Annotated in this window: 24 protein-coding genes; 14 read left to right on the forward strand and 10 right to left on the reverse strand. The window is 52.6% G+C overall.

The genetic code is table 11. The features are described 5' to 3' along the window. Positions 1-173: 173 nt before the first annotated feature. Complete coding sequence (locus NRG23_RS08855; RefSeq protein ID WP_257374384.1) at positions 174-725, forward strand: hypothetical protein; 552 nt, start codon at positions 174-176, stop codon at positions 723-725. Between the two features lie 171 nt (positions 726-896). Here NRG23_RS08855 and NRG23_RS08860 read toward each other — a convergent pair whose 3' ends face one another. Further along, positions 897-1085, reverse strand: a complete 189-nt coding sequence (locus NRG23_RS08860; RefSeq protein ID WP_257374385.1) for a hypothetical protein — start codon at positions 1083-1085, stop codon at positions 897-899. 260 nt (positions 1086-1345) lie between these two features. On the opposite strand from NRG23_RS08860, the gene NRG23_RS08865 reads away from it, so the two are divergent. The 3 genes from NRG23_RS08865 (at position 1346) to NRG23_RS08875 (ending at position 4024) form a co-directional block, all read left to right on the forward strand. Continuing rightward, positions 1346-2767 (forward strand): alpha/beta hydrolase, encoded by a 1422-nt coding sequence (locus NRG23_RS08865; protein WP_257374386.1) that lies wholly within the window; start codon positions 1346-1348, stop codon positions 2765-2767. Positions 2768-2964: 197 nt separating this feature from the next. Then, positions 2965-3183, forward strand: a complete 219-nt coding sequence (locus NRG23_RS08870; protein ID WP_257374387.1) for a hypothetical protein — start codon at positions 2965-2967, stop codon at positions 3181-3183. Between the two features lie 532 nt (positions 3184-3715). Beyond that, positions 3716-4024, forward strand: coding sequence for a hypothetical protein (locus NRG23_RS08875; RefSeq protein ID WP_257374388.1), 309 nt, complete (start codon positions 3716-3718; stop codon positions 4022-4024). A 506-nt stretch (positions 4025-4530) separates the two neighbouring features. On the opposite strand, the gene NRG23_RS08880 is transcribed toward NRG23_RS08875, so the two are convergent. Further along, positions 4531-5025 carry a GGDEF domain-containing protein gene (locus NRG23_RS08880; RefSeq protein ID WP_373922250.1) on the reverse strand — a complete coding sequence of 165 codons (495 nt, stop codon included), beginning with the start codon at positions 5023-5025 and terminating at the stop codon, positions 4531-4533. Positions 5026-5094: 69 nt separating this feature from the next. Between NRG23_RS08880 and NRG23_RS08885 the strand changes: the two genes are divergently transcribed. The 3 genes from NRG23_RS08885 (at position 5095) to NRG23_RS08895 (ending at position 6417) form a co-directional block, all read left to right on the forward strand. Beyond that, a complete protein-coding gene (locus tag NRG23_RS08885; RefSeq protein ID WP_257374389.1) occupies positions 5095-5529 on the forward strand; it encodes a YeeE/YedE family protein in 435 nt (144 codons plus the stop codon). A gap of 2 nt (positions 5530-5531) precedes the next feature. Continuing rightward, complete coding sequence (locus NRG23_RS08890; RefSeq protein WP_257374390.1) at positions 5532-5951, forward strand: DUF6691 family protein; 420 nt, start codon at positions 5532-5534, stop codon at positions 5949-5951. A gap of 100 nt (positions 5952-6051) precedes the next feature. Then, positions 6052-6417, forward strand: a complete 366-nt coding sequence (locus NRG23_RS08895; protein ID WP_257374391.1) for a YidH family protein — start codon at positions 6052-6054, stop codon at positions 6415-6417. 526 nt (positions 6418-6943) lie between these two features. Here the strand turns inward: NRG23_RS08895 and NRG23_RS08900 are convergent. After that, entirely contained in the window at positions 6944-8401 is a 1458-nt protein-coding gene (locus tag NRG23_RS08900; RefSeq protein ID WP_257374392.1) for a TrkH family potassium uptake protein, read from the reverse strand. Between the two features lie 627 nt (positions 8402-9028). On the opposite strand from NRG23_RS08900, the gene NRG23_RS08905 reads away from it, so the two are divergent. Together NRG23_RS08905 and NRG23_RS08910 are read left to right on the forward strand one after the other, a co-directional pair. Then, positions 9029-10516 carry a SulP family inorganic anion transporter gene (locus NRG23_RS08905; RefSeq protein ID WP_257374393.1) on the forward strand — a complete coding sequence of 496 codons (1488 nt, stop codon included), beginning with the start codon at positions 9029-9031 and terminating at the stop codon, positions 10514-10516. A gap of 11 nt (positions 10517-10527) precedes the next feature. Next, a complete protein-coding gene (locus tag NRG23_RS08910; RefSeq protein WP_257374394.1) occupies positions 10528-11379 on the forward strand; it encodes a universal stress protein in 852 nt (283 codons plus the stop codon). Between the two features lie 63 nt (positions 11380-11442). On the opposite strand, the gene nhaA is transcribed toward NRG23_RS08910, so the two are convergent. Next, positions 11443-12639, reverse strand: coding sequence for a Na+/H+ antiporter NhaA (nhaA, locus tag NRG23_RS08915; protein ID WP_257374395.1), 1197 nt, complete (start codon positions 12637-12639; stop codon positions 11443-11445). A gap of 295 nt (positions 12640-12934) precedes the next feature. Between nhaA and NRG23_RS08920 the strand changes: the two genes are divergently transcribed. From NRG23_RS08920 to NRG23_RS08930, 3 genes are all read left to right on the forward strand, one after another. Beyond that, positions 12935-15145: an LTA synthase family protein gene (locus tag NRG23_RS08920; RefSeq protein WP_257374396.1), complete on the forward strand. Its 2211-nt coding sequence runs from the start codon at positions 12935-12937 to the stop codon at positions 15143-15145. A 399-nt stretch (positions 15146-15544) separates the two neighbouring features. Next, positions 15545-18277, forward strand: coding sequence for a cation-transporting P-type ATPase (locus NRG23_RS08925; RefSeq protein WP_257374397.1), 2733 nt, complete (start codon positions 15545-15547; stop codon positions 18275-18277). Positions 18278-18344: 67 nt separating this feature from the next. Beyond that, positions 18345-18779, forward strand: a complete 435-nt coding sequence (locus tag NRG23_RS08930) for a universal stress protein (protein ID WP_257374398.1) — start codon at positions 18345-18347, stop codon at positions 18777-18779. A gap of 489 nt (positions 18780-19268) precedes the next feature. Here the strand turns inward: NRG23_RS08930 and NRG23_RS08935 are convergent, their stop codons facing one another. Continuing rightward, the gene (locus tag NRG23_RS08935) at positions 19269-19910 is read right to left on the reverse strand and encodes a haloacid dehalogenase type II (RefSeq protein ID WP_257374399.1); all 642 of its coding nucleotides are present in this window, start codon (positions 19908-19910) and stop codon (positions 19269-19271) included. Between the two features lie 278 nt (positions 19911-20188). Then, complete coding sequence (locus NRG23_RS08940) at positions 20189-20761, reverse strand: carboxymuconolactone decarboxylase family protein (protein ID WP_257374400.1); 573 nt, start codon at positions 20759-20761, stop codon at positions 20189-20191. 321 nt (positions 20762-21082) lie between these two features. On the opposite strand from NRG23_RS08940, the gene NRG23_RS08945 reads away from it, so the two are divergent. Both NRG23_RS08945 and NRG23_RS08950 read left to right on the forward strand, forming a co-directional pair. Continuing rightward, entirely contained in the window at positions 21083-21613 is a 531-nt protein-coding gene (locus tag NRG23_RS08945; protein ID WP_257374401.1) for a TetR/AcrR family transcriptional regulator, read from the forward strand. Between the two features lie 58 nt (positions 21614-21671). Next, on the forward strand, positions 21672-22355 hold the full coding sequence (locus NRG23_RS08950) for a haloacid dehalogenase type II (protein WP_257374402.1): 684 nt from the start codon (positions 21672-21674) through the stop codon (positions 22353-22355). A gap of 157 nt (positions 22356-22512) precedes the next feature. Here the strand turns inward: NRG23_RS08950 and NRG23_RS08955 are convergent, their stop codons facing one another. The 4 genes from NRG23_RS08955 to NRG23_RS08970 form a co-directional block, all read right to left on the reverse strand. Further along, a complete protein-coding gene (locus NRG23_RS08955) occupies positions 22513-23214 on the reverse strand; it encodes a TIGR04283 family arsenosugar biosynthesis glycosyltransferase (protein WP_257374403.1) in 702 nt (233 codons plus the stop codon). After that, positions 23204-23890, reverse strand: coding sequence for a DUF2064 domain-containing protein (locus NRG23_RS08960; RefSeq protein ID WP_257374404.1), 687 nt, complete (start codon positions 23888-23890; stop codon positions 23204-23206). Before NRG23_RS08960 ends, NRG23_RS08955 begins: the two co-directional genes overlap by 11 nt. Positions 23891-23986: 96 nt before the next feature. Further along, a complete protein-coding gene (locus NRG23_RS08965; protein ID WP_257374405.1) occupies positions 23987-24628 on the reverse strand; it encodes a DUF1109 domain-containing protein in 642 nt (213 codons plus the stop codon). Further along, positions 24625-25197: a sigma-70 family RNA polymerase sigma factor gene (locus tag NRG23_RS08970; RefSeq protein ID WP_257374406.1), complete on the reverse strand. Its 573-nt coding sequence runs from the start codon at positions 25195-25197 to the stop codon at positions 24625-24627. Before NRG23_RS08970 ends, NRG23_RS08965 begins: the two co-directional genes overlap by 4 nt. Positions 25198-25244: the final 47 nt, after the last annotated feature.

Genomic DNA, 25244 nt, shown 5'->3' on the forward strand with positions numbered 1-25244 from the left:
TATCAGTTACCGCGCTTGAGCTAGCAGCCGAGTATTCAGCAGTGCGTGATGGGGTACCTTTGGCAGCAAACCACCCCCACGAGATTGTCCTGCGTCTAGCAAAAAATATCAGGACATTTCCCCCCGCTTCACTGAAGATGCTCCTCATGGATCAAGGCAGGATGGAAGAATAAATGGGGTGGTTCATACGGTTCTGGGGCTGGCTCTTCAAAGACAAAAGGTCTGCTTGGGAGCAGAAACAAGACCGCCAGGCCATCGAAGCATTCAACAAGCTCAAGAATTACTCAGTCAGTGATCGTGGTGGATTGTCCATGGATCCCGAGGAGCTTCGCGAGCGCGTTATGACTGGGCGAGAAGAGCTGAAGCACCTTGTTCAGCCGTCACCGAACCGCTCAACCCACGCGCACCATTCCACTACTGCTCCTCTGATCGCCAATCAGGGGCACCCGGCGCAATACGCGTCGAGAGTGCATGACTTTGTTGAAGTAGTGACTTGGCGTCGCCTAAACTCCGGCGCATCCGCACGCTACATATGCCTCGAATCTTTGACAACAAAGCAATACGCCGTCGCCACTGCCGACCTCTTTTCGGAGCCTCTTGATAGCCTCTTCGGAAGCCTTGCCGCAAAGGTCAACCACCGAGTCGCTAGCTCCATTACGTCTGGCGAATTTGAGTGGTTCGATACACCCAGGGAGGCCATGGATGCTTACGATGCTAACTTGTGAAATTCACTGAGCAGCAATGCATGACGGTCGCAACCGACACCGAGAAGACGGTTACGTTTGGTTGTTAGGACACAGAGCCAAAGGATGATTTATTGGCTCATTCAAAGGAAAGTCAAAGGTGGGTCAAGCGCTATGCAGGGCGAGGTAGGTTTTTGTGAGTGGCAACCATGGTCAATGCGAAGCGAGTTGCCTGGGAAGAGTTTTCCAGGTGTCTACTTCATCGCTCGAAGCAGGCGCAAGCCGGACAACCATCGTATAAACAATGATTTCATTATCTATGTCGGTGAAACGACGGGCCAGACACTCGCAGACCGACTCCGCCAGTTCAATACGTCCGCGTTTAGTGAACGACCAGGTCACTCAGGCGGCAACACCTTTCGGCTGACGCTGCTGGAAACCACTCCGATTGAGCACCTCTGGGTATCCGCTTGCCCGGTAGACATGGGCGATCCCTATACAACAGCCTATATCAAGCATCTCGAGCGAAAGCTGCTCTGGGAGTATGTGTGCACGTGGGGACGTTATCCGGAGTGCAATCGATCATGATTGCCAGTTTACGAAGAAACCTGTGACGCCTTGATGAGCTGCGCCAGGTAAAAACCATTTGACAGGGAATTCACATGCGGACAACCCAGGAACTCAAGCTAGTTATCGCTCTGTTGCTGATCAACTTCACAACCACGCGAACTCGCAAACGTATTATCAGCACCTCACGCCTGCTTTTTTACTGGGAAAAGGCTCCAGCGGACACCCTCCTGGATTTCCTGCTAAGTGAAATTTCATCCGTTTCAACGAAACTGCATTTTCGCAAGCTCATCGCGCAGAGTGCTCGCCTGATGCTCCTCGAGTCTGCTCAAGAGGTCGAAAACATACTGGGCCAGCAGAGCAAGAATAATCTCCGCCCTCAAAAGCTTGCGCGAAGCCCGGTGTTTCGCACCTTAGTAGCCAGGTCAATCCTTTTGCCGTCCGAGCTTATTAGCCAGAACGACAATCTGGAGGATTCAGACTATGCATTCGGAGAGCCAATTAAGGAAATAAAGCATTTCGATTACAGGACTGTATGCAAAACCAGCTACCGAATTGACGATAGTTACAGTTCGCGTTCTTCTGAAGAACTACACGAATTGGAAATCTTCACCCGCCACGTGATCCATTTTGGTACTGATCGACTGATAGAGCCTCGTCGAGGCCCCCTTCGTTTTACAGATTTCCGTGGCGACGACAAGGTTACCTATGGACTTGCTCATGTGTCGGTACCACACATCCACAAAGAGGGTTACATAGAGCGGCCTACCTCGACCTGGAAAATCTGGCGTGCTCGCAAGCAAGACCCGAACGAGCACATCGTCATCCATGAAACCTCGGAACTAAGCTTGAGCTCATGGTTGGAGAGCGTTCAGTTGAAAGATTGTGACGGCCTGTTATTTATTCACGGTTTCAATGTGACCTTCGAGGAGGCTATCTGGCGAGCGGCTCAGATCGGCCATGACTTGAAGTTTCCCGGCGTGAAGCTCTGCTACTCCTGGGCCTCTTGTGGGAAAGTAATGAGCTACATGTCTGACGAAGCAACGGTCGAATGGTCTGCCTCACATCTTCGCGATTTTTTGACCGAGATCACGCAACACCTTGGTCTTACTCGCCTTCACATCATCGCTCATAGCATGGGCAATCGTGCACTGCTTTCTGTGCTCGAGGATTGGGAGGACAAACCTGGGGCAACCCCTATTAGCCAAATAGTCCTCGCCGCTCCAGACGTTGACGCTGGTCGATTCAAGCAAGTAGGAAAGGTCTTCGGCGCATACGAACAAGTAACGCTCTATGCCTCCCAGCATGATAGGGCAATCCAGCTATCCCGTAGTCTCCGTTCGCTGCCGCGAGCGGGTGACTCGTCGGTGGTCATCGCCGATGTCGATGACGTCTGGAGGTTTGCCGGCATGGTCACGCTTGCAAGCGAGAAGAATGACCTTTTAAATTTCATCCCCGCAGAGAAGATTGCTTACTATTTGAACAAGATGATGCTGATGGAAATGATGGCGCGTTGATAACGACTCGAGAGAAACGCCAGCAGGCTCTCTCCCGTCTGGTTGGCCGACGTTATCAGCACTCGCGAAGGCCAAAGCTTGATTAAGCTCGCAATAGGTTGTTGTAGTGGTCATGGCTTCCCCTTGCTGGTAAATGTAAGAAGAGTTCGGGACAGTTCAGCTACGCTTCCCGAAACGGATACTCAAGGAAGACTCCGATGCCAGACAGCTCCGAAGCGAATGTAGCCGCAGCAGACGCTCTCACACTGCTGCTGCACAACCAGCACGCAATATGCGCAGCCATTGAAGAGGTGACTAAGTGGCTCCTTGATAGCGGAGCGGAGAATTTAGCCGCTAACGCAATCGGGGCGATGGAGACGCTGGACAAAAATGCTCAAGGCATCACAGATGCCATCATGCGCCTACGTCAATCTTAGGCATAAACTTCATCCTGTCTCTCCTCCACACGTGTGAAGTCATTTTCCAAACGTTCGTTTCTGCCCAGTATTAAAGCCTACAGCGATGCGGCCATCAACGTAGCTGCTCCAGTTCTCAGCCATACGCGGCGGGTGCAGCACCTTCCCAAAATCAGCGATATAATGCCGCCAAGCCCTAACTCCGCTGGATGGTGGTAGTCATGTCGCGCTCACTCTTCACTCCCGCTGAACTCGAAGAAATTCATACTCAGATCTCCCAATTGAGAGCTGAGTCGATGCGTCTCTGTGATCAAACCAGCAAGACTATCTGCGCACCTACCTTCGTGCCGCATGTGCATTTCTTGCAAACGATAACAATGGCGTTCTGCTTAGTAGCCACAGTGGGGACGATCACCGCCGTTGTGATCAAATACCTTCTCTAGCCTTGAGCAGTGCACGAGTGCAATCCAGCCCGGATGCTCCCCCCATCTAACAGCCCCTCGAACCGCCACTCTCCATGACTGGTGCTTCGCTCCTAAATAGGAGTAACAAATTGCTGACTCGCCCCGACAAAGACGCACTTCGTGCGATGCTCGAATCGCAAGTTCAAGAAAAGCTACAACACGACCCTGATGCGGTAACGATTTATGCAGCGCAGCCTGAACCCGAACGAAAGCCATACACCAGTAAACCCACGGTTCAGGACAAGGCGTTTCACAAGGAGCTCGAACAGATGCGTGTGGATGCTGAAGCTGGTGTGCTTCATAAGCTGGTACCCGCACCGATGGACGATGGCGGGCCTGACTTAACGCTCAATGATTACCCAGGCTTAAGACACGCAGGCTTTCCATCAAATCAATGATAATTATTTGTAGTCGATCCTCGTTCGTCATTTGAAGGGATTACCAGAGACAGCCACCGTTCACAGCTACCCTCTCTACCACCAACGTTATTTGGCCTTGACTCGAACAAAGAATAATTTGAACACAACCTCCCCTCTCACCGCCCGCAAGGCCTACCAGGTGATGAAGGACGTCGCCCTCAGCAAACGCACGCGACCTAGCAGTTAGTCATGGACTGTGATCCACGGCCTCAGGACGGTCGAGATTGATGGCTGGCATCTCACGCTTTTCAGAGATTGCGACAGCCTGCACTACTGCGAGGAATGCAGGTCGCCTGACGGTCGTGTCGGGTCTCTTGAAACCTAGCAGCGCTTACGGCACTGATCCAGTCGAGCTTCTGCACGGGTAGGAGCGCGTGCAGCTAGAACGCCTCATTAACAACCTCTAACCTCCGCCACTTGGATCGAGGAAACACGAATAACCTCAACCCCCCCCTCGTTAGGTGGGTCCCATTCGAAATCAACGTTCAGACGCAGGCTTGAACACTTATTGGGCACCCATCACAATGAAGAGCCTGTTTACGACGAAGCTGCTTATTGGCGTACATCGCGGCATCTGCACCAGCGAGCAGCTCACCCAGAGGCTTCAGCTCCTTCGGCGAACAACGAACAGCGCCGATGCTTAAGCCGACAGGATAACGACAGCGATCACTACCATTGAACTCATCGACCAGTGTTTGCACGCGAGCAGAGAGAGCATCGACCGACTCCCTCACGTCGACAGCCAAGACTACAAATTCATCCCCCCCGATCCTAGCAACAACATCGCTAACTCTAAACGCTGCCTTAAGCACCTGCGCGGCAGCTATGATCGCCAAGTCGCCCGCCTCATGGCCGTGGACATCATTGAGTTTTTTCAGACCGTCGAGATCAATAAAAAATAGCGCGCAGGATTGATCATTACGGCGAGATGAGCGCAATAGCTGGTCAGCTAAAAGGAAAAAACTGCGGCGATTGTGCAAGCCCGTCAGCCCAGCAGCGCTAGCTGTGATCCACGTCCTTTACCAGCACTTCTGTGCAGGAGATGCAAAATGAGCATTAATTGGATCAACTTCACACCTTGGACTTCATTAGGCGGAGGCGCCTTGATAGGGCTGGCGGCCAGCTTGTTCGTTCTCGCTAATGGTCGCATCGCCGGCATCAGCGGCTTGCTTGGAAGCGTGATGCAATTTGATAGCGAAGGCTGGAGCGAGAAGGCGCTGTTCCTTCTGGGTCTTTTGCTTGCGCCCTTGTTGTGGGGAGCATTGACCGTTTTGCCGGAAATAGAGTTCAAGACAGATTGGCCGGCCCTGATCATTGCGGGCCTGCTCGTTGGCGTGGGAACCCGTTACGGTTCGGGCTGTACGAGTGGTCATGGAGTGTGTGGGATCTCCCGGTTGTCTCCTCGCTCCATCGTGGCAACGGTGTGCTTTATGATCGCCGGCTTTGCAACGGTGTACGTCATTCGTCATGCGCTGGGAGCTTGAAGATGATCAAGTTGACCGCATTTTTTGCAGGGCTGATCTTTGGCCTGGGTCTACTCCTGGCAGGCATGGCGAACCCTGCCAAGGTATTGGCTTTTCTTGATGTGGGCGGGGCCTGGGATCCGTCACTTGCTCTGGTGATGGGAGGGGCCATCGCAGTGGCGGTTATCCCCCTGAATTGGGCGCGCAAGAACAAGCAATCCTTGCTGGGCGCCCGCATGCAGTTACCTGTGAAAAGGGAGTTGGACGCCCGTTTGATTGGCGGCAGCCTAGTGTTCGGTATAGGTTGGGGAATTGCGGGGATCTGCCCTGGGCCAGCGGTCGCTATTCTGCTTACGGGGCGCTGGCAAATCATCATTTTCGTATTGGCCATGTTGACCGGTATGTATTTGTTCTCTGCCCTGGAAAGCCGACGCACGCATTGATTAGGTAATCGCCATGGACGCAAATGGCGCAAGCACTGTTCGATATCTGCAGCAACTGGATAGAGCGATTTTCGTGCATTGTGGGACTTAGGAGTATTGGATGTCCGATTTGAACGATCCACGAGTGTTCTTTGCCGCTGAGAGAACCCTGCTGGCGTGGAACCGAACCAGTCTCTCGCTTATGGCCTTTGGCTTTGTAATTGAACGATCAGGGCTACTGCTACAGATGTTAAAATCAGGAGCCTCGGGCAGCCCAGAAAGACATTTTTCCTTCTGGATCGGACTGGCCTTTCTCATGCTGGGCTCGTGGGTTGCATGCTGGTCGTCTTGGCAATACAAACGCGTCGTTAAGGCACTGAAACCAGTTGAAATTCCTGAAGGGTACAGTATCAATTCTGGCCCTATAGCGAATGTGCTCACCGCCGCTCTGGGAGCGTTGCTCATGGTTTATCTTGCCATCATCTGAGAAAAGCTCAGCCTCGAAGTTTTACAGAAAAAGGTGTTAACGGGACGTCTAATATTGAGGCGTCGCCAGAATAGATTCGGCTTTCTGAGTCACCAATTTTGGGGAGTAACTCACTTGCTGGCTCAAATCTATACCACCAAGCTCTTGAGGATTTAGCGGAGCTACTTGGTTAGCCATAATCACGGCAAGAATCAGTATGGTAAAGCCTACTAATACGGGGAATGAGCCGCACCAGAGTACGATACGTCGACGGCGTTGGTATGCGTTCATTTGTATTCCCCCTTTCAGCTTTGGCGAGATTGTCTCGCTGACTTTTACTATCCCCAATGTAGTTACTGTCGTCGCTTATTACCAGCCCTTGCAAGCGGGGTGGTGGCAGCGTCAATCTGTCGAACATCCGCAAAAACATAAAGCTGGACACTGGCTTTGCAGCTGCTTATGCGCAGAACGAGGAAGTCCTTCTGTAGCCCTTGATTATTGCCTGGACAACCACGACTAACATCGCGGCGTCACCGTTATGCCATGATTAGTACCTCCAAAAAACCGGCGTGATGAGCACCAACACAGTTAGGATTTCCAGCCTCCCTAATAGCATTCCAACGGTCAGTAGCCATTTGGCGGCATCAGGTAGTGATGAAAAATTACCTGCCGGCCCGATGATCGTGCCCAGACCTGGGCCAACGTTACACACCGCTGTGGCGGCACCACTCAAAGCGGTCGTCCAATCAAGCCCAATGAGAGCCAAGCCCAAGGCGATAGTGGCAATAGTAATGGTGAAGAAAAACGAGAAGGTCAAAAGCGAACGCAATATTTCTTCGTCAATGGGGTGACCGTTGTACTTTTTCTGAATCACTGCTCGAGGATGGATCAACTGCTTCAAACTACTTACCAGTAGGGCGGCAGCAACCTGAAAGCGGAAGATTTTGAGGCCTCCAGCCGTGGAGCCCGAACACCCACCGACAAAGGTCAAATAAAAGAACAAAAGAACGGCAAAACTCCCCCATAGCGTGTAATCGCCAACCGCAACTCCGGTGGTCGTGACTACCGAGGTCACATTGACCGCCACGATACGAAACGCATCCCACCATCCGTAATCGCTGTGGAAACACAGCCATGTCCCCACAGCCAGCCAGGTGACAATCAAGAAACCAATAAATCCGCGTACCTGGTGATCCTTGATCAGCGCACGCCGATGGCCGCGCAATGTCGCGACGTACAAGGTAAACGGCAGGCTACCCAGAATCATGATGACTACCGCTACCCAGTGAATCGCTGGCTGCGTCCAATGCCCCAGTGAGGCGTCCGAAGTAGAGAATCCACCAGTTGAGATCAAGGACATGGCGTGGTTGACCGCTTCAAAGGGCGTCATCCCGGCGATCCAGAGAGCTAGTGCTCCGGCGCCAGTGAGTCCCACATAGAGAAAGAGGATGTACTTGGCGGCCACATGGGAGCGAGGTGTCACTTTCTCCGACCAGTCTGAGGATTCTGTCTGGAAAAGACGCATGCCACCCACTCGCAACAGTGGAAGGATCGCCACAGCCATGCCGATGAAGCCGATACCACCGAGCCAGTGCAGCATCGAGCGCCAGATCAACAATCCAGGTGAAGCGGTATCCAAACCACTCAAGACAGTTGAGCCCGTGGTTGTAATGCCGGACATCGTTTCAAAAAAAGCGTCCGTGTAACTTATGTGGCTGATGAACACCATAGGCAACGCCGCGAAGGTACACACCACCACCCAACTGCCTGTCGTCAGTAGGTACATATCCCTCGGACGAAGCTGGACATTATCTGGGCGTCCCCGCACGATCAACAGGAGGCCACAGGTGAAGGTGATCAAACTCGACCAGAGGAAGGCCGAGAGATCGTCACTACTACGCTCATAGACCACCAGTGTGATCATGGGAATAGCCATGCTCATAGCCAGCGTGATCAGAAAAATGCCTAAGATGAAGCCGATAAGCCGCATTGCTGCGAGGGACATAACAGTAGCCTGCCAAATTAGCGCCGCGCAGTATCGGATGCCCTACCTTTAAGCCCCGTAAATTTTGCGTAAAATTTCTTCGGGCAATCAGTCAGCCAAGGTTCGCCAGTTATGTAGCAGAAGCTAGCTCGTCTTCATCCGCTAAAAAAACTCTTCGAATCACACTGATTAAAATTTGACCAGATAATAAAAAACCCGGCACTTGGCCGGGTTTTTACCTGAGCTTCTCAACTACGCAGTTCCCAACTGAGAGGGATGGAGAACTGACAAAAGAAGCGCAGGCGAGTGATATTGCCAAAAGACCTTTCTCAAAGCAATCCGCCCAAAGTGAGGTGGCGGGTCGCAATCGACGATAGCTTGATTGTATACTTCCCGCTCAGCCTGACCCCTTGAGCTACAGGAACACCAGCATGACTGTACTCCAAACGATCTACTGGCAGCCTACGCCGCCTTAGCGCTACGCCCCCTCGCAACACTCGCCCGCCTGTTTCGCTCGCGGCGCGTACTGCTGTATGCCCGGTTTTTACACCCAAAGCACACAGTCATACATTCCTCAAAATTTGAATTCGTATCGATGCGCTCGCCATTCGCCTGGCGTGGGTGCGATGCATTGCCTTGGATATTCTGATGCTGCAAACACTCAAACAAACGTGGTTTTCCAACGTCCGTGGAGACGTGCTCGCGGGTCTCGTAGTCGCTCTGGCGCTGATCCCGGAAGCCATTGCTTTCTCAATCATTGCCGGCGTCGATCCCAAGGTCGGCCTCTACGCCTCCTTCTGTATTTGTGCTGTCATTGCCTTCGTCGGAAGTCGTCCTGGCATGATATCGGCGGCTACCGGCGCCATGGCGCTACTCATGGTCACACTGGTTAAAGAGCATGGGCTTCAATATTTACTGGCAGCCACCTTGCTTTGTGGAGTTCTCCAAATCCTCGCTGGCTACCTGAAGCTTGGCTCACTGATGCGCTTTGTCTCACGCTCAGTAGTCACAGGTTTTGTGAATGCACTGGCGATTCTGATTTTCATGGCGCAATTGCCTGAACTCACCAATGTCACCTGGCACGTCTACGCCATGACCGCTGCGGGCTTGGGAATCATCTACCTGTTTCCGTATGTACCGAAGATCGGCAAGCTGATTCCCTCGCCACTGGTGTGCATCCTGACGCTGACCGCCGTCGCCATTTACCTCGGTTTGGATATCCGCACCGTAGGTGACATGGGCCAACTGCCGGACACTCTTCCGATTTTTCTTTGGCCTGAAGTCCCTCTAAACCTTGAAACCCTGCGCATCATCTTTCCGTACTCCGCTGCATTGGCTGTAGTTGGTCTGCTCGAGTCCATGATGACAGCGACCATTGTCGATGATTTGACTGATACCACCAGCAACAAAAACCGCGAATGCAAGGGCCAAGGTATCTCCAACATCATTGCTGGCATGCTTGGCGGAATGGCGGGCTGTGCCATGATCGGCCAGTCAATCATCAACGTAAAATCAGGTGGCCGTACCCGCCTTTCGACACTTTGTGCCGGCGTCTTCTTGCTACTACTCATCGTCTTTCTAGGTGAGTGGCTGTCTAAAATTCCTATGGCTGCGCTAGTCGCCGTGATGATCATGGTCTCCATCGGCACCTTCAGTTGGGACTCCCTGCGTAACCTCAAGCAGCACCCACTCTCAACCAACATCGTCATGGTTGCTACCGTTGTTGTGGTCGTGGCAACGCATAACCTGGCCTATGGTGTCTTGGTCGGCGTGTTGCTTGCCTCGCTGTTCTTTGCAAACAAGATCGGGCACTACCTCGATATCAAGTCCAGCCTGGATGCCAAGGCCTCAAACCGCACGTACACCGTGGTAGGTCAGGTGTTTTTCAACTCAGCTGAAAAATTCACCAACGTTTTCGACTTCAAGGAAGCACTCAATAAAGTCACCATCGACCTGACCCAGGCACATTTCTGGGATATTACTGCCGTTGCGGCACTGGACAAGGTGGTCATCAAATTCCGTCGCGAGGGTGCTGAGGTTGAGGTGCTGGGCCTGAATGAAGCCAGCGCCACTATCGTTGACCGCTTCGGCGTGCATGACAAACCTGACTCCATCGACAAGCTCATGAGCCACTAAGGAGATCAACAATGACTCACGTAATGGCATGCATTGATAACTCAAAGTCCTCACTGGCGGTCTGCGATTACGCAGCATGGGCGTCACAACAAATAGACGCGCCTCTTACCTTGTTGCATGTACTGGATGAAGAGAAATACCCGGCAGCCGTTGACCTGAGCGGAAATATTGGCCTCGGAAGTCGAGAGCATCTGCTGGAGGAACTGGCTACGTTGGATGCCCAGCGTGCCAGACTCGCTCTGGAGCAGGGACAGCATATGCTTGAAGCAGCTAGGGAGCGGACGGTCATCTTCGGTGCTGCTTATCCTGAGCTGAAGCAGCGCCACGGCCATTTGGTTGAGAGCCTGAGTGACCTCCAGGACGATATTCGACTATTGGTAATCGGAAGAGAGGGTGAAGACCGCATTCGCAGTGCGCGCACCCTTGGTAGCCAGATAGAAGCTGTCGTGCGGACAATTCACCGTCCTATCTTGATCACAGCCAATAGCTATAAAAATCCAGAAAAAGTAATGCTCGCTTTCGACGGCAGCCCCACAGCCTACAAAACCGTTCAGATACTTGCCACCAGCCAGCTTTGCGAAGGCCTACCCATTCATCTTGTTATGGCTGGAGCAGACTCAGAAGAGAATCGTGAGGCTCTGGGGAAGGCCGTAAGCATGCTCCTTTCTGCAGGCTTTGAAGTCCAACCCCAGATCCGACAAGGAGAAGTGGAAGCTGCTCTGCACGTTTATCAAGCAGAACACGGAATTGATTTGCTGGTCATGGGCGCCTACGGGCATTCCCGCATTCGACAGTTCCTGGTGGGTAGCACGACTACGACGATGCTTCGAACAGCCAGCATGCCTGTCTTGTTGCTTCGCTGACGCAGGTTTCTAAACCACAGTATTTCTATGCTTCGAGAAATACTGTGGTCATCTCAAGCGAGATTATTTGGCTACCGCAGCACCTGCGAGGACGCTGCTGCGGCGTAGGACTATGACACCACCAATCGCAGCCAGAATCGAACCGATCAATACCCCGACTTTGACTTCATCGATCAAAAGAGCTGATCCGGCGAACGCCAGGTTGCCAATGAATAGGCTCATGGTGAAGCCAATGCCGCATAACAGTGCTACGCCGTAGAGCTGTACCCAGGTACTCCCTTCCGGCAGCTTGGCCAAGCCCATACGAATGGCCAGAGCAGCCAATAGGAAAATACCGACCTGCTTGCCCACCAACAGACCCAGAGCTACACCCAGCGGAACCGGATCGACTAGGTTCTCCATTGAAATACCGGCCAATGAAACACCCGCGTTGGCGAAGCCAAAAATCGGCACCACAGCGAACGCCACCCAATAATGCAGCTTCTCTTCGAGATAGAGCAGCGGAGATCGGACTTCTTCATCAGGCCTGCCCATGGGGATACACAGTGCCACAGCGACCCCCGCCAGCGTGGCGTGTACGCCCGATTGCAGTACGAAGAACCACAACACGCCCCCGACCAGGAGATACGGGAACAACCGTCTTACGCCCAGTCGATTCATTGCGATCAGAATAACCAGGGTCGCAAGCGAGGCCAGCAACATCGGCATAGAAAGGCCGTTCGTATAGAAAAAGGCGATGATGACCACCGCGCCCAGATCGTCAATGATCGCTAGGGCAGCGAGGAATACCTTGAGCGAAGTCGGGACTCGCTTACCCAAAAGCGACAAGACGCCCAAGGCGAATGCGATGTCGGTAGCGGCTGGGATCGCCCACCCACCAAGGGTCTCAGGATTCCCCCAGTTGATTGCGATGTAGATCAGCGCAGGAACAACCATGCCGCCCAAGGCACCAAATCCCGGCAAGGCGCGTTGGCCCCAAGTAGAAAGTCCACCTGCTAGCACTTCTCTTTTGATTTCGAGGCCGACCATCAGGAAGAAGATCGCCATCAGGCCATCATTAACCCAGTGCTCGACAGACATGCCCATCCAGACACTGTGCAAGGCTGCAAAGTAACTCTGGGATAGAGGCGAGTTAGCAACAATCAGAGCGGCCAGAGCTGAGCCCATCAGCACAAGACCGCCAGCGGATTCCGACGACAGGAAGCGGGCCAGAATCGCGGCTGCTCTAGGGGTTTCGGCTGTAGCTTGATGCTTGGTCATCAACGTCCTTGGGATCAACTTAAAAGGCAATATATTAACATCTGCCCCGCGCAAGCACGGCGGCGTTAAACAGCCTGAAACAGTTATGTTCATGGCTATAATCAGGCATTAATGCTTTTCACTCAGTGCTCTGGAATGGGGTTTAAGACCAGAAGCTATTTGCATGCGAAACAATATTCATGCCGCCCATCGGCTCAATACCCCGTGCCCTTTTCGAATATCCCGATCAGTCTTCCCATCGCTTGATACCATCCAGCACACTTGTATGAAGATTTAATGTCTGGAAGGTCTTTCTGTGAACGTTATCCGTCACTGGTTACGACAACCCTATGCACGCCTCACCGCTTTGATTGGATTGGTTCTGATCGTGCCTTTGTGCCTGCGTGCGGCACTGGGTTGGTCGAATCCACTCGGCTATCTTTCAGATCTGGGAATTGCGAGCCTTCTCATCGTACTCCTGCATCGCCGTCCCTGGTGGCTAGCGCTTCCAGTGTTGCTGGTTTGGGGACTGATGACGCTGGCGACTGCCGAACTGGTCAGCGCGGTCGGTAGGCTTCCAAACGCCTCAGATTTGCACTACCTGATCGACCCTCAGTTTTTGGAAAACTCTACCGGTGGTGGTTTCGCCCAGCCGTGGCTAGTCGCCACTCTGTGCCTTGGACTGGTAATTTGGCTGATAACTCAGTGGATAGGACGCTCCACAGCCGCTCCGGGCTTACCACGAGGCGCGTGGGCAGCGCCGCTGCTGCTATTAATCGCCCATTGGGGCACTCAGCATCTATCCCCCTCCGAAGAAGACCAGTGGCGATTGTTCAACCTCCCGCATCAGTTTCTGGCCGCGAGCATTGGCGATGTGCAAATGCGCGCAGAAGAATGGTTGGAGGACGATGTAGTCGAAGTCCCCCCACAAATGGCGGGGCTCACTCAACTCGATCTGGACGGACAGCAACTACTTGCAGCACCGGGGCGTGCGCGCAACGTGTTGATCATCGCGTTGGAAGGTGTGCCTGGTGCTTACGTTGGCACTAACCGCCAGGCCCTGCACAGCAGCTATCAAGAAAACCTTATGCCCAATCTCAGTCGCTGGGCAGAACGCGGCATGAATACACCGGACTATGTGCTGCACAGCCACCAAACCATTCGTGGCCTGTACGCAATGCTCTGCGGTGATTACGACAAGCTGGACAACGGCACGCCCAAGGGGGTCGAAATGTTGACCCAGAACGAACGCAACCAAGCGTGCCTGCCGGCCCAGTTGCGAAAGAACGGGTTTGCCACGCACTACCTCCAGGGTGCGGGCCTACGCTTCATGGCCAAAGACAAGATCATGCCGCACATCGGCTTCGATGCCACCCATGGCTTGGAATGGTTCACCAACAGCAACTATCTGGAGTTTCCCTGGGGCAAAGATGACAAGGCCTTCTTCGAAGGGGCACTGGACTACGTCGGCCAGCTGAAAAAGCAGAAAGAACCGTGGATGCTGACGCTGCTGACCGTTGGCACCCACCAACCCTATTCAGCCCCTGAAGACTACCTGCAGCGCTATGACACCCCCAAGCAAGCCGCAGTCGGGTATCTGGATGACGCCCTTGGGCAATTTCTCAACGGCCTGGAACGTCAGGGCATCCTGAAAGATACCCTGGTGGTGATCACCTCGGACGAATCCCACGGCATTGAGGGTGTACGCCTAGCATCCTCTTGGGGCTTCAACCTGATGCTAGCGCCCGAACAGGATCAGTTACCCAAGGTGAAGTCTGGGGTCTACGGTCATGTCGATCTGAGTACCTCGATACTGGACTATTTCTCCTTCCCAGTCCCCTCTGCCTTGAGCGGTCGCTCTCTATTTCGTGACTATGAAACGGGCCGGGAGATCATGTCGTTCACCAACGACAAGCTTCGTTATCACGATGGCCAGGGAACGTTGACCGAATGCGACTTTCAACAGCGCTGTCGGTTTTACACCAGTAAAGGTTTCATCGCCGAGCGTGCGACCTTGACTGGTCAGTACGGCGGTAAACGCGCCCGACAAATCACAGCAAGAGCGACGGCGCTGGATCATTCGCTGCTCCGGACACCGTTGAACCAGCGCTACCAGTTTGGCAGCCCCGCCATCATCCCGCTTCAAGCGCAGATCAAAGATGACTGGGCCGACAACCTTATCGGTGCACAGTATCTGGAAATGCCCAAGGGCTCGCACACTCGCGTTCGCCTGACCGTGCGCTCGGTAGATCCACAACAGAACGCCTACATACTGCTCAAGGCCAAGGAGCTGGAGCAGGATGTCCAGCTGGGTTTGCCAGCCGAAATGGTCGTCACTGCAGACCAGCCACTGGAGATGGACTTCAGCTTTGACAATCTGCAGTCGCGTAAGGCGTTTTCGTTCCACTTGTTGGGATATGGATTGGGTGCCGTTGAGGTGAGCGACTTCAGCGTGATTACCGAGTTGCCAGAAGCACTAGAAGTGCTGGATGAGAATCCGGTCGACAGCAGTGCTCAATCAAGCTAGGTACCCCGTATGGTTGCACTCTGACGTCGAATGCAACCAATAGGCGGACTGTAATGTAATGATTTATCAACGTATTGCAGTAACGGTATTCAAAAGGCTTAACAGATCGAACTTACTAAAAAATAATATCAGGGTGCTGACGCCATAAATCACCAGAAACTTAGATCGAAGAATAGCTTACTCAGTAAAATATCTTGTCACACTACCGACAGCCAACAACTTGATTTAAGTCAATAATCATCAAGCGGTTGGTTGCATGACTCTTTTAGTTCGTATCAGCTAGATGACAGAGAGAATGTAAAAGCGACGAACGAGTTTCAGCATTCTGATATAGCCACGTCCGCTCATGACCACCTCAGCCCGTTTCAGTTGAGCTGTGCGCACAGGAGATAATCATTGATGAATCAGGTGGTCGACGCAGTCGCTGAGCAAAAGCCCATCCCCCCGCATTCCGTGGCTTGGCACTCACTGCCTGCAGAGCAAGTGACGAACCTGCTTGAGGTCAATGAGCATGTCGGGCTGGAGGCCGCCGAAGTTCAAGCCCGGCTTGACCGCACTGGTTTCAATCGCTTGCCAGAAGCAGCACGACGACCTGCGTGGCTGCGATTGTTGCTGCAATTTCACAACATTCTGATTTATGTGCTTCTAGGATCCGCTGCAATTACCGCGATGTTGCAACATCTGTGGGATACGGTGGTGATTCTTGCGGTGGTTATTGCCAACGCGATCATTGGCTACGTCCAGGAAGGCAAAGCGGAAAAAGCCATGGACGCTATCCGGCAGATGCTGGCACCGCACGCCGCCGTGATTCGCGCAGGCGAACGCTTAAGTATTGTGGGTGAGGAGCTGGTACCGGGCGATATTGTATTGCTGGAGGCGGGAGACAAAGTCCCTGCTGATTTACGTCTGCTGCACGCGAACAGACTACAGATTCAGGAAGCAATTCTTACCGGCGAATCCGTACCCGTAGAAAAGCATACGGAATCAGTAGCCCTTGGAGCAGCCCTGGGTGATCGTACTTGTATGGCATTCAGCGGTACGCTCGTGACTTGCGGACAAGCAACAGGAGTTGTAGTGGCTACCGCCGCAGCAGCCGAGATCGGACGCATCAGCACGCTGCTTGCAGGAGTAGAAACGCTGACCACTCCGCTGGTGCAGCAAATGAACGTATTGGCGCGCTGGCTGACGATCTTGATCTTGTTAATCGGCGGCCTTCTGCTCGTGTTCGGCCATTATGTCGGGCACTACGCGTTCACCGAGATCTTCATGGTAGTGGTCGGGATGTCGGTAGCGGCGATACCTGAAGGGTTGCCCGCCGTCCTGACCATCACGCTGGCTGTCGGCGTCAGGGCGATGGCACGCCGCAATGCCATTGTGCGTCGCCTGCCGGCCATCGAAACGCTCGGCTCGGTATCTGTCATCTGCACGGACAAGACCGGCACACTTACCCGCAACGAAATGATGGTGGCATCGGTAGTGACGAACGACCTCATCTTCACGGTCGATGGCGCTGGTTATCAGCCAGCGGGAAGCATCAGCCTTGCAAATCAGTTAGTCGACATATCGACTCACCCTGCGTTGGCTGAACTGGGGAGAGCAGCCGGCCTGTGCAACGATGCTGTACTGCGCCTGCATGATGACTTATGGAAGGTAGAGGGTGACCCAATGGAAGGTGCCTTGCTGGCATTTTCCGGAAAGACCGGTATCGATAGTGATGAAGATCATCGGGCCTGGCCCCGCACCGATGCCATTCCGTTTGACGCGAAACACCGCTTCATGGCGACACTGCATCACAACCATGATCGACATGCCTCTATCTATGTGAAGGGCGCTCCAGAGCAAATACTGGCCATGAGCACGCAGCAGCTCGTAAACGCTGGCGGGACTGAACTGCTCAATGCGGACTACTGGCACGAACAGGCAAACGCCATTGCTGCCAAGGGGCAGCGTGTATTGGCGTTTGCAGTTAGATCAGTTCCTCCCGAGCACACCATGTTGGAGTTTGGGGACGTACAAGGAAGGTTAACCCTGCTGGGCATGGTCGGACTGATTGACCCGCCTAGACCCGAGACGATAAAGGCAGTTCAACAATGCCAAGCAGCAGGCATTGTCGTAAAAATGATCACTGGCGATCACGGCGGTACCGCCGCCGCTATCGGTCGCCAGATTGGCCTGCAAAATCCCGACAGTGTGTTGACCGGCGTAGACCTCGACGCTATGAACGATGCCGCTCTGAAGGAGGCGGTAAAGCACGTCAATATTTTTGCGCGCACCAGCCCTGAACATAAGCTCAGACTGGTAATGCAGCTGCAATCGAATGGCATGACAGTGGCCATGACCGGCGATGGCGTGAACGATGCACCAGCACTAAAGCGCGCCGATGCCGGTATCGCCATGGGTGGAAAAGGCAGTGAAGCCGCCAAGGAAGCCGCAGACCTGGTGCTGGCCGATGACAACTTCGCGTCCATCGTGGCCGCTGTGCGCGAAGGCCGGACGGTCTACGACAACATCAAGAAAGTGCTGAGCTGGACGCTGCCTACCAACGCGGGCGAGACCATGACCATCATTGTCGCGCTGCTACTCGGTATTACGCTGCCGGTGACGCCGATACAGATTCTGTGGATCAATCTGATTACCGCAGTGACACTCGGCATCGCACTGGCGTTCGAGCCTACCGAAGAAAACACCATGCGCAGACCGCCCCGTTCACGTAAAGAGCCACTGATAAGCGGTGCATTAGTTTGGCATATGGTGCTTGTTTCTATTCTGTTTCTCTGCGGGGTTTACGGCATTTTTTCGTATGCGCTCGACCGTGGCTACTCAGTGGAGTTGGCCCGAACCATCGCGGTGAACACGCTAGTCGTGATGGAAATATTCCATCTGTTCTTCATTCGCAATCTCTACAGCACATCGCTTACCTGGAAGGGCATTCGTGGTACCAAGGTCGTGTGGATGACCGTCGCAGTGGTGACCTTCGCTCAGTTCGCCATCACGTATGCGCCACCGCTGCAAAAGGTTTTTGCAACGGAGGCGATCCCCTTCCTTGATGGCCTACTGATCATCGGGGTTGGTGTTGCGCTCTTTGCGATAATCGAGATTGAAAAACAGATTCGAATCCGCTTGTCCGAGTAGAACTGATTGCGAACTGGCCATACCCTAACGACAAGCATCTTCATGCCACTGAAAGAGGATTTAGAAAATGCATAAAATACTTGTAGCTGTCGATGGTTCCGAGCATTCGGAGCGCGCGGTGCGTTACCTAATCGGGCTGATCCAAGATGGCGGATTACTCGGCGGGAGCGTTGAGGTACATCTGGTTAACGTGCAGTCTCTTTTACCCACGCGAATCGCACACGACATGAGCGAAGATGAGATTGATCGTTACTACGGTGATAAAAGTGCTGAAGACTCGCAAAAGGCTGTGGCGCTTCTGAAGCAAGAAGGGATTGCATTCACATTCCATACCTTACAAGGCGATGCAGCCAGCAGAATCGTGGCGAGCTCGCAATCCCTAGGATGTGACAGCATCATCCTAGGTTCACATGGGAACGGTTTTCTGGCGGGGATCTTTCTGGGCTCTGTCGCGGCAAAAGTGATTCAGCTCTCAGATGTACCAATCACCTTAGTCAAATGAGAGATCGTGAATTGCTTGATAGCACGCCCCATAACTGGATTATCAACGACGGGTGTTCTGGAAAGGCTTTGATTGAGCCTTGCCCGTAGCCGACCATGAAGCACTATGCCGAGCGGGGGGGCTTGTTGATATTTTTTGAATCAAATGCCTTCTCGACAATGACTTGATATCGATTAGCCTAGGATTGCTACCCCCCAGAAGACCCTCGGTGAATCCAATTATCGCTTAGGGCCTTTGTGACCATGTTATCGCGTTGTCTGCGTTATGGGCGGGGTCGCGTCGGCACCCGAAAGGGTGGCCGACCCTAGTGGTCGGTACCCCAACCTTCGCGGCTTTGCCCACCACCATTGCCTCGTAAGTGAAGAAGTCCCCTCCTCTCGTTATAGTGATTTCGCGTTCAATCAAGCAGAGGGCGCCGTACTGAAAACGCTTAATTCGCCTTGGCTTGCTCATGCCCCTGATGAGAATATTTTGGAGACTCGTTTAGAGTTAACGAGCCGGTAGGATCTTCGAGAGCTCAATGATGTCGTTGACTGTATAGTCAGGCGTTTTAGCTAGTGGATAGATTGTCTGATCAGCTCGTGCTACAAACGCTGTATTCATGCCAGCCCGTTTAGCCCCAGCGACATCCCAGCCATGCGCTGCAACCAGTAAGGATTCCCTACTGCTGACTCCGATTTTTTGCATAGCCCAGTTATAAACCTTTAGATTTGGCTTATAACTATGAACAGCTTCGCCACTCAAATACTCGTCAAACAGATCGTACAGTCCTGCATTTTTCAATTGTTTCTCTACGGCGGGGCGTGACGAATTTGTCAGCGCCACCAATTTGTAGCCTTTACTCTTCAGCGCCTCTAATCCCTCGCGAACATCAGGATGCGTCGGAAGTTTGGTGATGGGGGCGATGGCTTCCTTTGCTTGGTCTTGACTAAGCTTCAATCCATTCGCTTGGGCAACCATAATTAATGCCGCCGCCCCTACTTGGCCAAAATCATGATATTGATCAATTGACGTCTCTACTAACGAATAATGCAGCACTGTCGAAAACCAAATTTTCAGCAAGTCAGGTCGACCACCGAGCGCGTCTCCGACTGATTTTTGCAGGGGGTGAAGATCCAGGATGGGTTTCATTTACATCAAAAAAAATAACTTTAACATCTGCTTCCGAAACTTTTGTTTTCTGGCTTGCGAATGCTGATGGGGATGCGACTAGCAATGTCGCCATTAGAAAATTAAAAACAGATCGAACACTTTTCATTATTGGCCTCTCTCTCATGATATAAAAAACCGGGCGGCGCTTGAATAAATCTGTGTTATATATTTCTTACGCGAACACGCATTCCTTACAACCTCACCAGTTGACGCTAAAAGGCAACCTAGAAGCGTTCAACCGGCATAACAGTTTTAAATCAGCTCTGCGTCCAAGCGCGGGCTGCAAACTTCTCATCAAGTGGAGTATGAAAGAGGTGATTGGAGTAATTGCTGAGGGTCTTCACGGCCAACGCTAGAACGATCTCGAGGATGTGCCGCTCGCTAAAGCCAGCCTTGAAAAACGCCTGAACTGACTCTTCAGTTGGTAGGCCACGGGTCTGGAACATTACATTGGTAAACTCGGCTAAAGCGGCAAGCTTCAAATCGCTGATTGGTGTGCCGTTGCGAATTGCGTCAGTCACCTCTGGGGTCACGCCTGACATGATGTCTGCCAACGTGCTATGAGCAGCCATACAGTATTCACATCCGTTCTCGCGGCTGATAACCAAGAAGATGACTTCTTGTTCTTCCGAAGAAAACCCTGATTCTTTTCTAAAGGCTGCATAGCCTTGCAGGTAGGTTTCGAGCAAACTTGGTGAATTAGCCATGCGTGCATACATGTTAGGGATAAACCCTGTCTGTGCTTTGGCCTTAGTCAGTACATCCCGGCCATGACCTTCGGTAGTTTCAGGAGTAAGCGACGGGAGAGTCATTTGGTATTCGCTGAGCATTGTGAGTACCTCGACTTGCGGACTAATCAGTCCTTAATATGGTTCGGTTGTAGCTCCGAGTGTCCAACGACCTCTGGAAAAATTTACTGAGGGTCACTTTTTATTTTGGGACTGATCGGTTCATAAGTCAGTTTCTACCTATGAACCACCCCAGTGGAATGATACTCGCACCAGTTGCAGGGGTTAAAGGAATGGACTCCTCAGTGTCGCCAGCAGCCTTACCCGGTCGGGCTTTGAAAAAAAATCCGATCAGTCCATAATGGAAGCATGAATCGCGGACGCCCCAGAATCTTTGACCCTGAACTCGTACTGGAAAATGCCATGGAGCTTTTCTGGAGCCGGGGCTATGACGCCACGAGCCTGCAGGATCTGCTTGAAGCTACCGGTCTTTCCAAAAGCAGTCTTTATGAAAGCTTTGGTAACAAACAGAGCATATTCGAGTCTGCATTCACTCGATATTTCGAGGGGCGAGCAAGGTTTATGCGTAAGCGCCTTGACGAGTCTGAGTACGCGCTCGATTTCATTCGAGAATACCTGATGTCCGTGCTCGAGGATGCCTCGCGAGATACCCCCCGTGGCTGCATGCTCGTGAACGTAGCTAACGAGTTTTCATCTTCTGACCCGGCGATACATCACTTGGTGATCCTAGCCTCCAAGCGATTCCGCCGAGTATTCGAGTTGGCGTTTGAACGAGCCCAGCAGAACGGTGAAATTCCTGCGGATAAGACTCCGGCAGAGCTTGCCCTCTTAATGCATTGCATAATGAATGGTCTGCGCACCCAAACCAAATCCGGGCTCTCGCATCAAGAACTGATTACGGTGATCGATCTAGTTATGGTGCGCTGGGCCTAAATTTAATAAGTTTTGGACTGTTAGGTTCTTAATTTATTCATGATGGGATTAACTAACCATGATCAAGGCAGTTGCATTCGATATCTACGGAACGTTAATCGACACTCAGGGCATGCTAGGCCAATTGACCCAACTGATTGGTGAAAAAACTGTAGACGTGGCGAAGACTTGGCGACAGAAACAACTGGAGTACAGCTTTCGCAGGGGGTTAATGCGTGATTATTGCGACTTTTCTATCTGTACTCGCCAAGCATTGATCTTCGCCTGTCGTGAGCAGTTGATAGAACTTGATAGTGCTGACATCCAGATGCTCATGGATGCCTACTCAGAGCTTGACGCATTCGCTGATGTAAGCGACGCGTTGGAGGAAATGGTAAGCAGTGGTTTGCACCGGTACGCATTTTCAAATGGTAGTAAGCAAGCAGTTGAGCGGCTGCTACAGCACGCAGATGTTCGCGAGTTCTTCACGGAGGTCGTAAGCGTAGAGTCGGTGCGCTCCTTCAAACCTGCGCCAGAAGTTTATGACCATCTGATCGACGTATGTGCGCTGCACTGCTCAGATATCTGCTTGGTTTCAAGCAACCCCTTTGATGTTCTGGGGGGAATGCACTCGGGTTTGAAGTGCGCCTGGGTTAATCGTGACTCAGCGGCGCAATTCGATCCTTGGGGGATTGAACCGCACATCGTCCTGGATGGCTTAGCAGGTGCCTGCCACAAACTACAAGGTTTGACTTGTAAATAGTCCCCCTATGCAGTCAGGACGCATCTAAAGGAGGCCTGATAATGGCCGCCGTTTTTTAAGTCATACCCTACCTTAGGATTTTGAGCGAACACTAGCAATCCAATCTGGGATGACCGAATTTTCGGGAGTGCACGGGCCATGCAGGCCAGCAAAGTGATTATTTCCGTGAACTATAAATGGCTGCTAATCGGGAAGCTGGGACACCCACGTAATAAGCTATCGCGAGCAAACGATTACGCAACGAACGACGCCACCAGCCATCGCGCTGCCAGCGCCTGGCATCAACTCCCACACCTTGAGCTAGCTCTACGAATCGGCCTTGCTCTCGGACGCGCTTCACCAGTTCGACCTCTTCAAACAACGGTGACGCATCATGTTGTCCGCACGACAGATAGATATCACGCTGGAAAAACAACCCCTGGTCGCCATAAGGAATCCCAAAACGGGTACGCACATTGATTAGTTTTTCTAACAACCTGCTTTGCCAGCAACTGGCATTGGAGAATCTGAATGCGAAATATCCTCCCGATGCGCCAGAGTCGATTGCATCACGGATAGCAGGCAAGCAATTACACGTCAGATGAGCGTCCGCATGCAAAAACCAGAGAATCGAATGAACTGTGTAGCTTGCCCCCAAGCGAAGCTGCTCACCTCGGCAGGGTGATGCAGGTACCCAAAGCGAACCATGGCGCTGACAAATCTCTAGGCAATTCGCGCTTTGGGCCGCATCAACCACGATCAGTTGTAGTGACTCACGCTCATTTTTTGCCATTAGATTTAAATGACTGAGCAGCTTTTCCAGCGCTGCTTCGTCATTCCAGCAAGGCACGATAACGCTGACAGAGCCTTTATTTTGCATCTGATACTTCCAGTAGATCTGCCAACGCGTTTTTCAGTTTTAATCTCGCAGGTCGTGCATCGTGAGCCAATGCCTCTAGCAAGGGCTTTAGGTCTTCTTGGAGGTCGATGTCGAATAACTCACCAGCCAGCGAAACTGAGTGGCCCGAACTCCGACAACATTCGACTAGCGCTTGACCGAGATGCTGAGAGCTCCAAGGCAAAGCGCTCAAGGTCGGCCAAGGCTTACGAGAGGCCATAAGAACAACGCCACCATCTTGCGCCATCATGAGCACTGTATCTGAGTGCTGAAGTTGTTCGCTCACACGTTGATAGTCATGAGGGCCTAACAATGGACAGTCGCTTCCTATGTAAATCAGGTACTGGTGACCCAGGTTACGGAGCTGCATATCCAATGCATTTAAGCGTTCACCGAGGTTTCCCTCATTCTGTGGAATGCAGAGTGCGCTCTCGCACAGAGCCTGACCCCATTGCTGGTGTTGTCCTTGATCAGGAGCCAAAGCTCGAGGGCCCGGAAAAACTAAAAGGTCTTCTATAGCGCAATCGAGAAGCAACTGAGCGATATCCAGGGCGCGTTCCTTACCAACGCCCTCTGCCAGGCGCTGTTTTGAGTGGCCTAAAGCAGGTCGCTTGCAAAGCAATACCAGGCATGGATCATGACATTTCAGCGTGCTCATTTGTTGATCCCACTATGCGTCCGGTTCACGCATCACCTGTAGTAACAGCGCAGGCAGATCTCTCTTGCCGCCAGCACAGGTGATGCGCACGATCTGCTACCAGCGCAGCAAACGTCGTCCGAGTAATGCGCCTAATGCCGTTGGCACCAGCATGCCCAGCAAGTACCACACCCCCCAAAATGGTACTTGCATCTCGGGGCATCGAATGGAGTACGCAAGTGTTGCCATAGAGCCTGCGAGTAGTCCGCCGCAGGCTCCTGACAGCGTCAGGTTGGTTGGTGCGAGACCGCGTAGCGCCCAAAACACAGCGATAAACCCCGGAATCGATAGCAAGGTTATGTTAAGTGCGCATACCTGCCAGGTTTCGCCGAGAATGATCGCAACACGGTCGTCAGGTGGGGCTACCAAGAGTACATAGATAGATCCGACCCACACCGAAGCGACAGCGGCAACAATCAGAATTTTTCCGGGGCCCGAGGCTACCCCAGGTCTAGCCAGCCTCATTACCATGCTCAGCGCACCGAGCATCAGACAAAGCGGGAAGGCGATCTTAGCCCAAAAAATCGGTGTAGCCATGACCTGGCCCAGGTCTGGCCGAACGCCCATTATTGCTATTACCAGCAAAGTGGCGCCCAAGAGGCCGGCCAGAACCGCGCCGCTGAATCGCTTAGTGAGCGTCCTGCGGTCAACCGGGGCCACACCCGACGCGAGCAGGGAAATAAAATCATCAGTATTCATCGTGCACCTCTAACTCTTAACGCCAGTGCTTTAAGACCTCGGTGTATCCCTATCTTCACCGCAGACTCAGATAACCCCGTCATTTGAGCGGTTTCAGTAACAGACAGCCCTTCTATTTTCACGTGCACGATAGGTAGACGCTGACGTTCAGGTAGCTGCTCAAGCAACCTGCCGAGGTCGCGACTGGCCTGCGCAGGTTCAAGATGTGGCTCGGCAAATAGCTCTGCCGCATCGTCGAGGGAATCGTTGAACACGTCATGACGTGACCTCCCTCGGAAAAAATCGGTGAGTTTGTAACGCGCAATGGCAAAAACCCACGCCGTCAGCGGTTGGTCTATCCGATAAGTCTGGCGCGCATTATGAACGGCCAGCAAAACCTCTTGCAGCAAATCCTCGACTTCACCAGGTCGCTGCTGAAGTCTCGAGCGTAAAAAACCACGAAGATGACCACTTAACTCCGATAAAAACGTTCGATAAGACCGCTCATCTCCGTCCAGACCTGCGATAAACAGAGCCTGAAGGTGGAGCTCTCGACTGCGCAACACGTCGTTATGTGTAGTTCGTTCCATCGTTCGCTCTGGTTACACGAAAAGTAAAAATATCTCGCTCCTGCATG

The organism is Pseudomonas sp. T8, from assembly GCF_024610635.1.
In the GTDB taxonomy this organism is placed as follows: Bacteria; Pseudomonadota; Gammaproteobacteria; order Pseudomonadales; family Pseudomonadaceae; genus Aquipseudomonas; species Aquipseudomonas chlororaphis_I.

Coding starts and splice junctions, on each gene's coding strand:
- NRG23_RS08945 (WP_257374401.1), top strand. CDS start 21,083: ATGGAGCTTTTCTGGAGCCGGGGCTATGACGCCACGAGCCTGCAGGAT.
- NRG23_RS08890 (WP_257374390.1), top strand. CDS start 5,532: ATGATCAAGTTGACCGCATTTTTTGCAGGGCTGATCTTTGGCCTGGGT.
- NRG23_RS08910 (WP_257374394.1), top strand. CDS start 10,528: ATGACTCACGTAATGGCATGCATTGATAACTCAAAGTCCTCACTGGCG.
- NRG23_RS08940 (WP_257374400.1), bottom strand. CDS start 20,761: ATGCTCAGCGAATACCAAATGACTCTCCCGTCGCTTACTCCTGAAACT.
- NRG23_RS08965 (WP_257374405.1), bottom strand. CDS start 24,628: ATGAATACTGATGATTTTATTTCCCTGCTCGCGTCGGGTGTGGCCCCG.
- NRG23_RS08905 (WP_257374393.1), top strand. CDS start 9,029: ATGCTGCAAACACTCAAACAAACGTGGTTTTCCAACGTCCGTGGAGAC.
- NRG23_RS08885 (WP_257374389.1), top strand. CDS start 5,095: ATGAGCATTAATTGGATCAACTTCACACCTTGGACTTCATTAGGCGGA.
- NRG23_RS08925 (WP_257374397.1), top strand. CDS start 15,545: ATGAATCAGGTGGTCGACGCAGTCGCTGAGCAAAAGCCCATCCCCCCG.
- NRG23_RS08930 (WP_257374398.1), top strand. CDS start 18,345: ATGCATAAAATACTTGTAGCTGTCGATGGTTCCGAGCATTCGGAGCGC.
- NRG23_RS08970 (WP_257374406.1), bottom strand. CDS start 25,197: ATGGAACGAACTACACATAACGACGTGTTGCGCAGTCGAGAGCTCCAC.
- NRG23_RS08855 (WP_257374384.1), top strand. CDS start 174: ATGGGGTGGTTCATACGGTTCTGGGGCTGGCTCTTCAAAGACAAAAGG.
- NRG23_RS08895 (WP_257374391.1), top strand. CDS start 6,052: ATGTCCGATTTGAACGATCCACGAGTGTTCTTTGCCGCTGAGAGAACC.
- NRG23_RS08865 (WP_257374386.1), top strand. CDS start 1,346: ATGCGGACAACCCAGGAACTCAAGCTAGTTATCGCTCTGTTGCTGATC.
- NRG23_RS08900 (WP_257374392.1), bottom strand. CDS start 8,401: ATGTCCCTCGCAGCAATGCGGCTTATCGGCTTCATCTTAGGCATTTTT.
- NRG23_RS08950 (WP_257374402.1), top strand. CDS start 21,672: ATGATCAAGGCAGTTGCATTCGATATCTACGGAACGTTAATCGACACT.
- NRG23_RS08955 (WP_257374403.1), bottom strand. CDS start 23,214: ATGCAAAATAAAGGCTCTGTCAGCGTTATCGTGCCTTGCTGGAATGAC.
- nhaA (WP_257374395.1), bottom strand. CDS start 12,639: ATGACCAAGCATCAAGCTACAGCCGAAACCCCTAGAGCAGCCGCGATT.
- NRG23_RS08935 (WP_257374399.1), bottom strand. CDS start 19,910: ATGAAACCCATCCTGGATCTTCACCCCCTGCAAAAATCAGTCGGAGAC.
- NRG23_RS08960 (WP_257374404.1), bottom strand. CDS start 23,890: ATGAGCACGCTGAAATGTCATGATCCATGCCTGGTATTGCTTTGCAAG.
- NRG23_RS08870 (WP_257374387.1), top strand. CDS start 2,965: ATGCCAGACAGCTCCGAAGCGAATGTAGCCGCAGCAGACGCTCTCACA.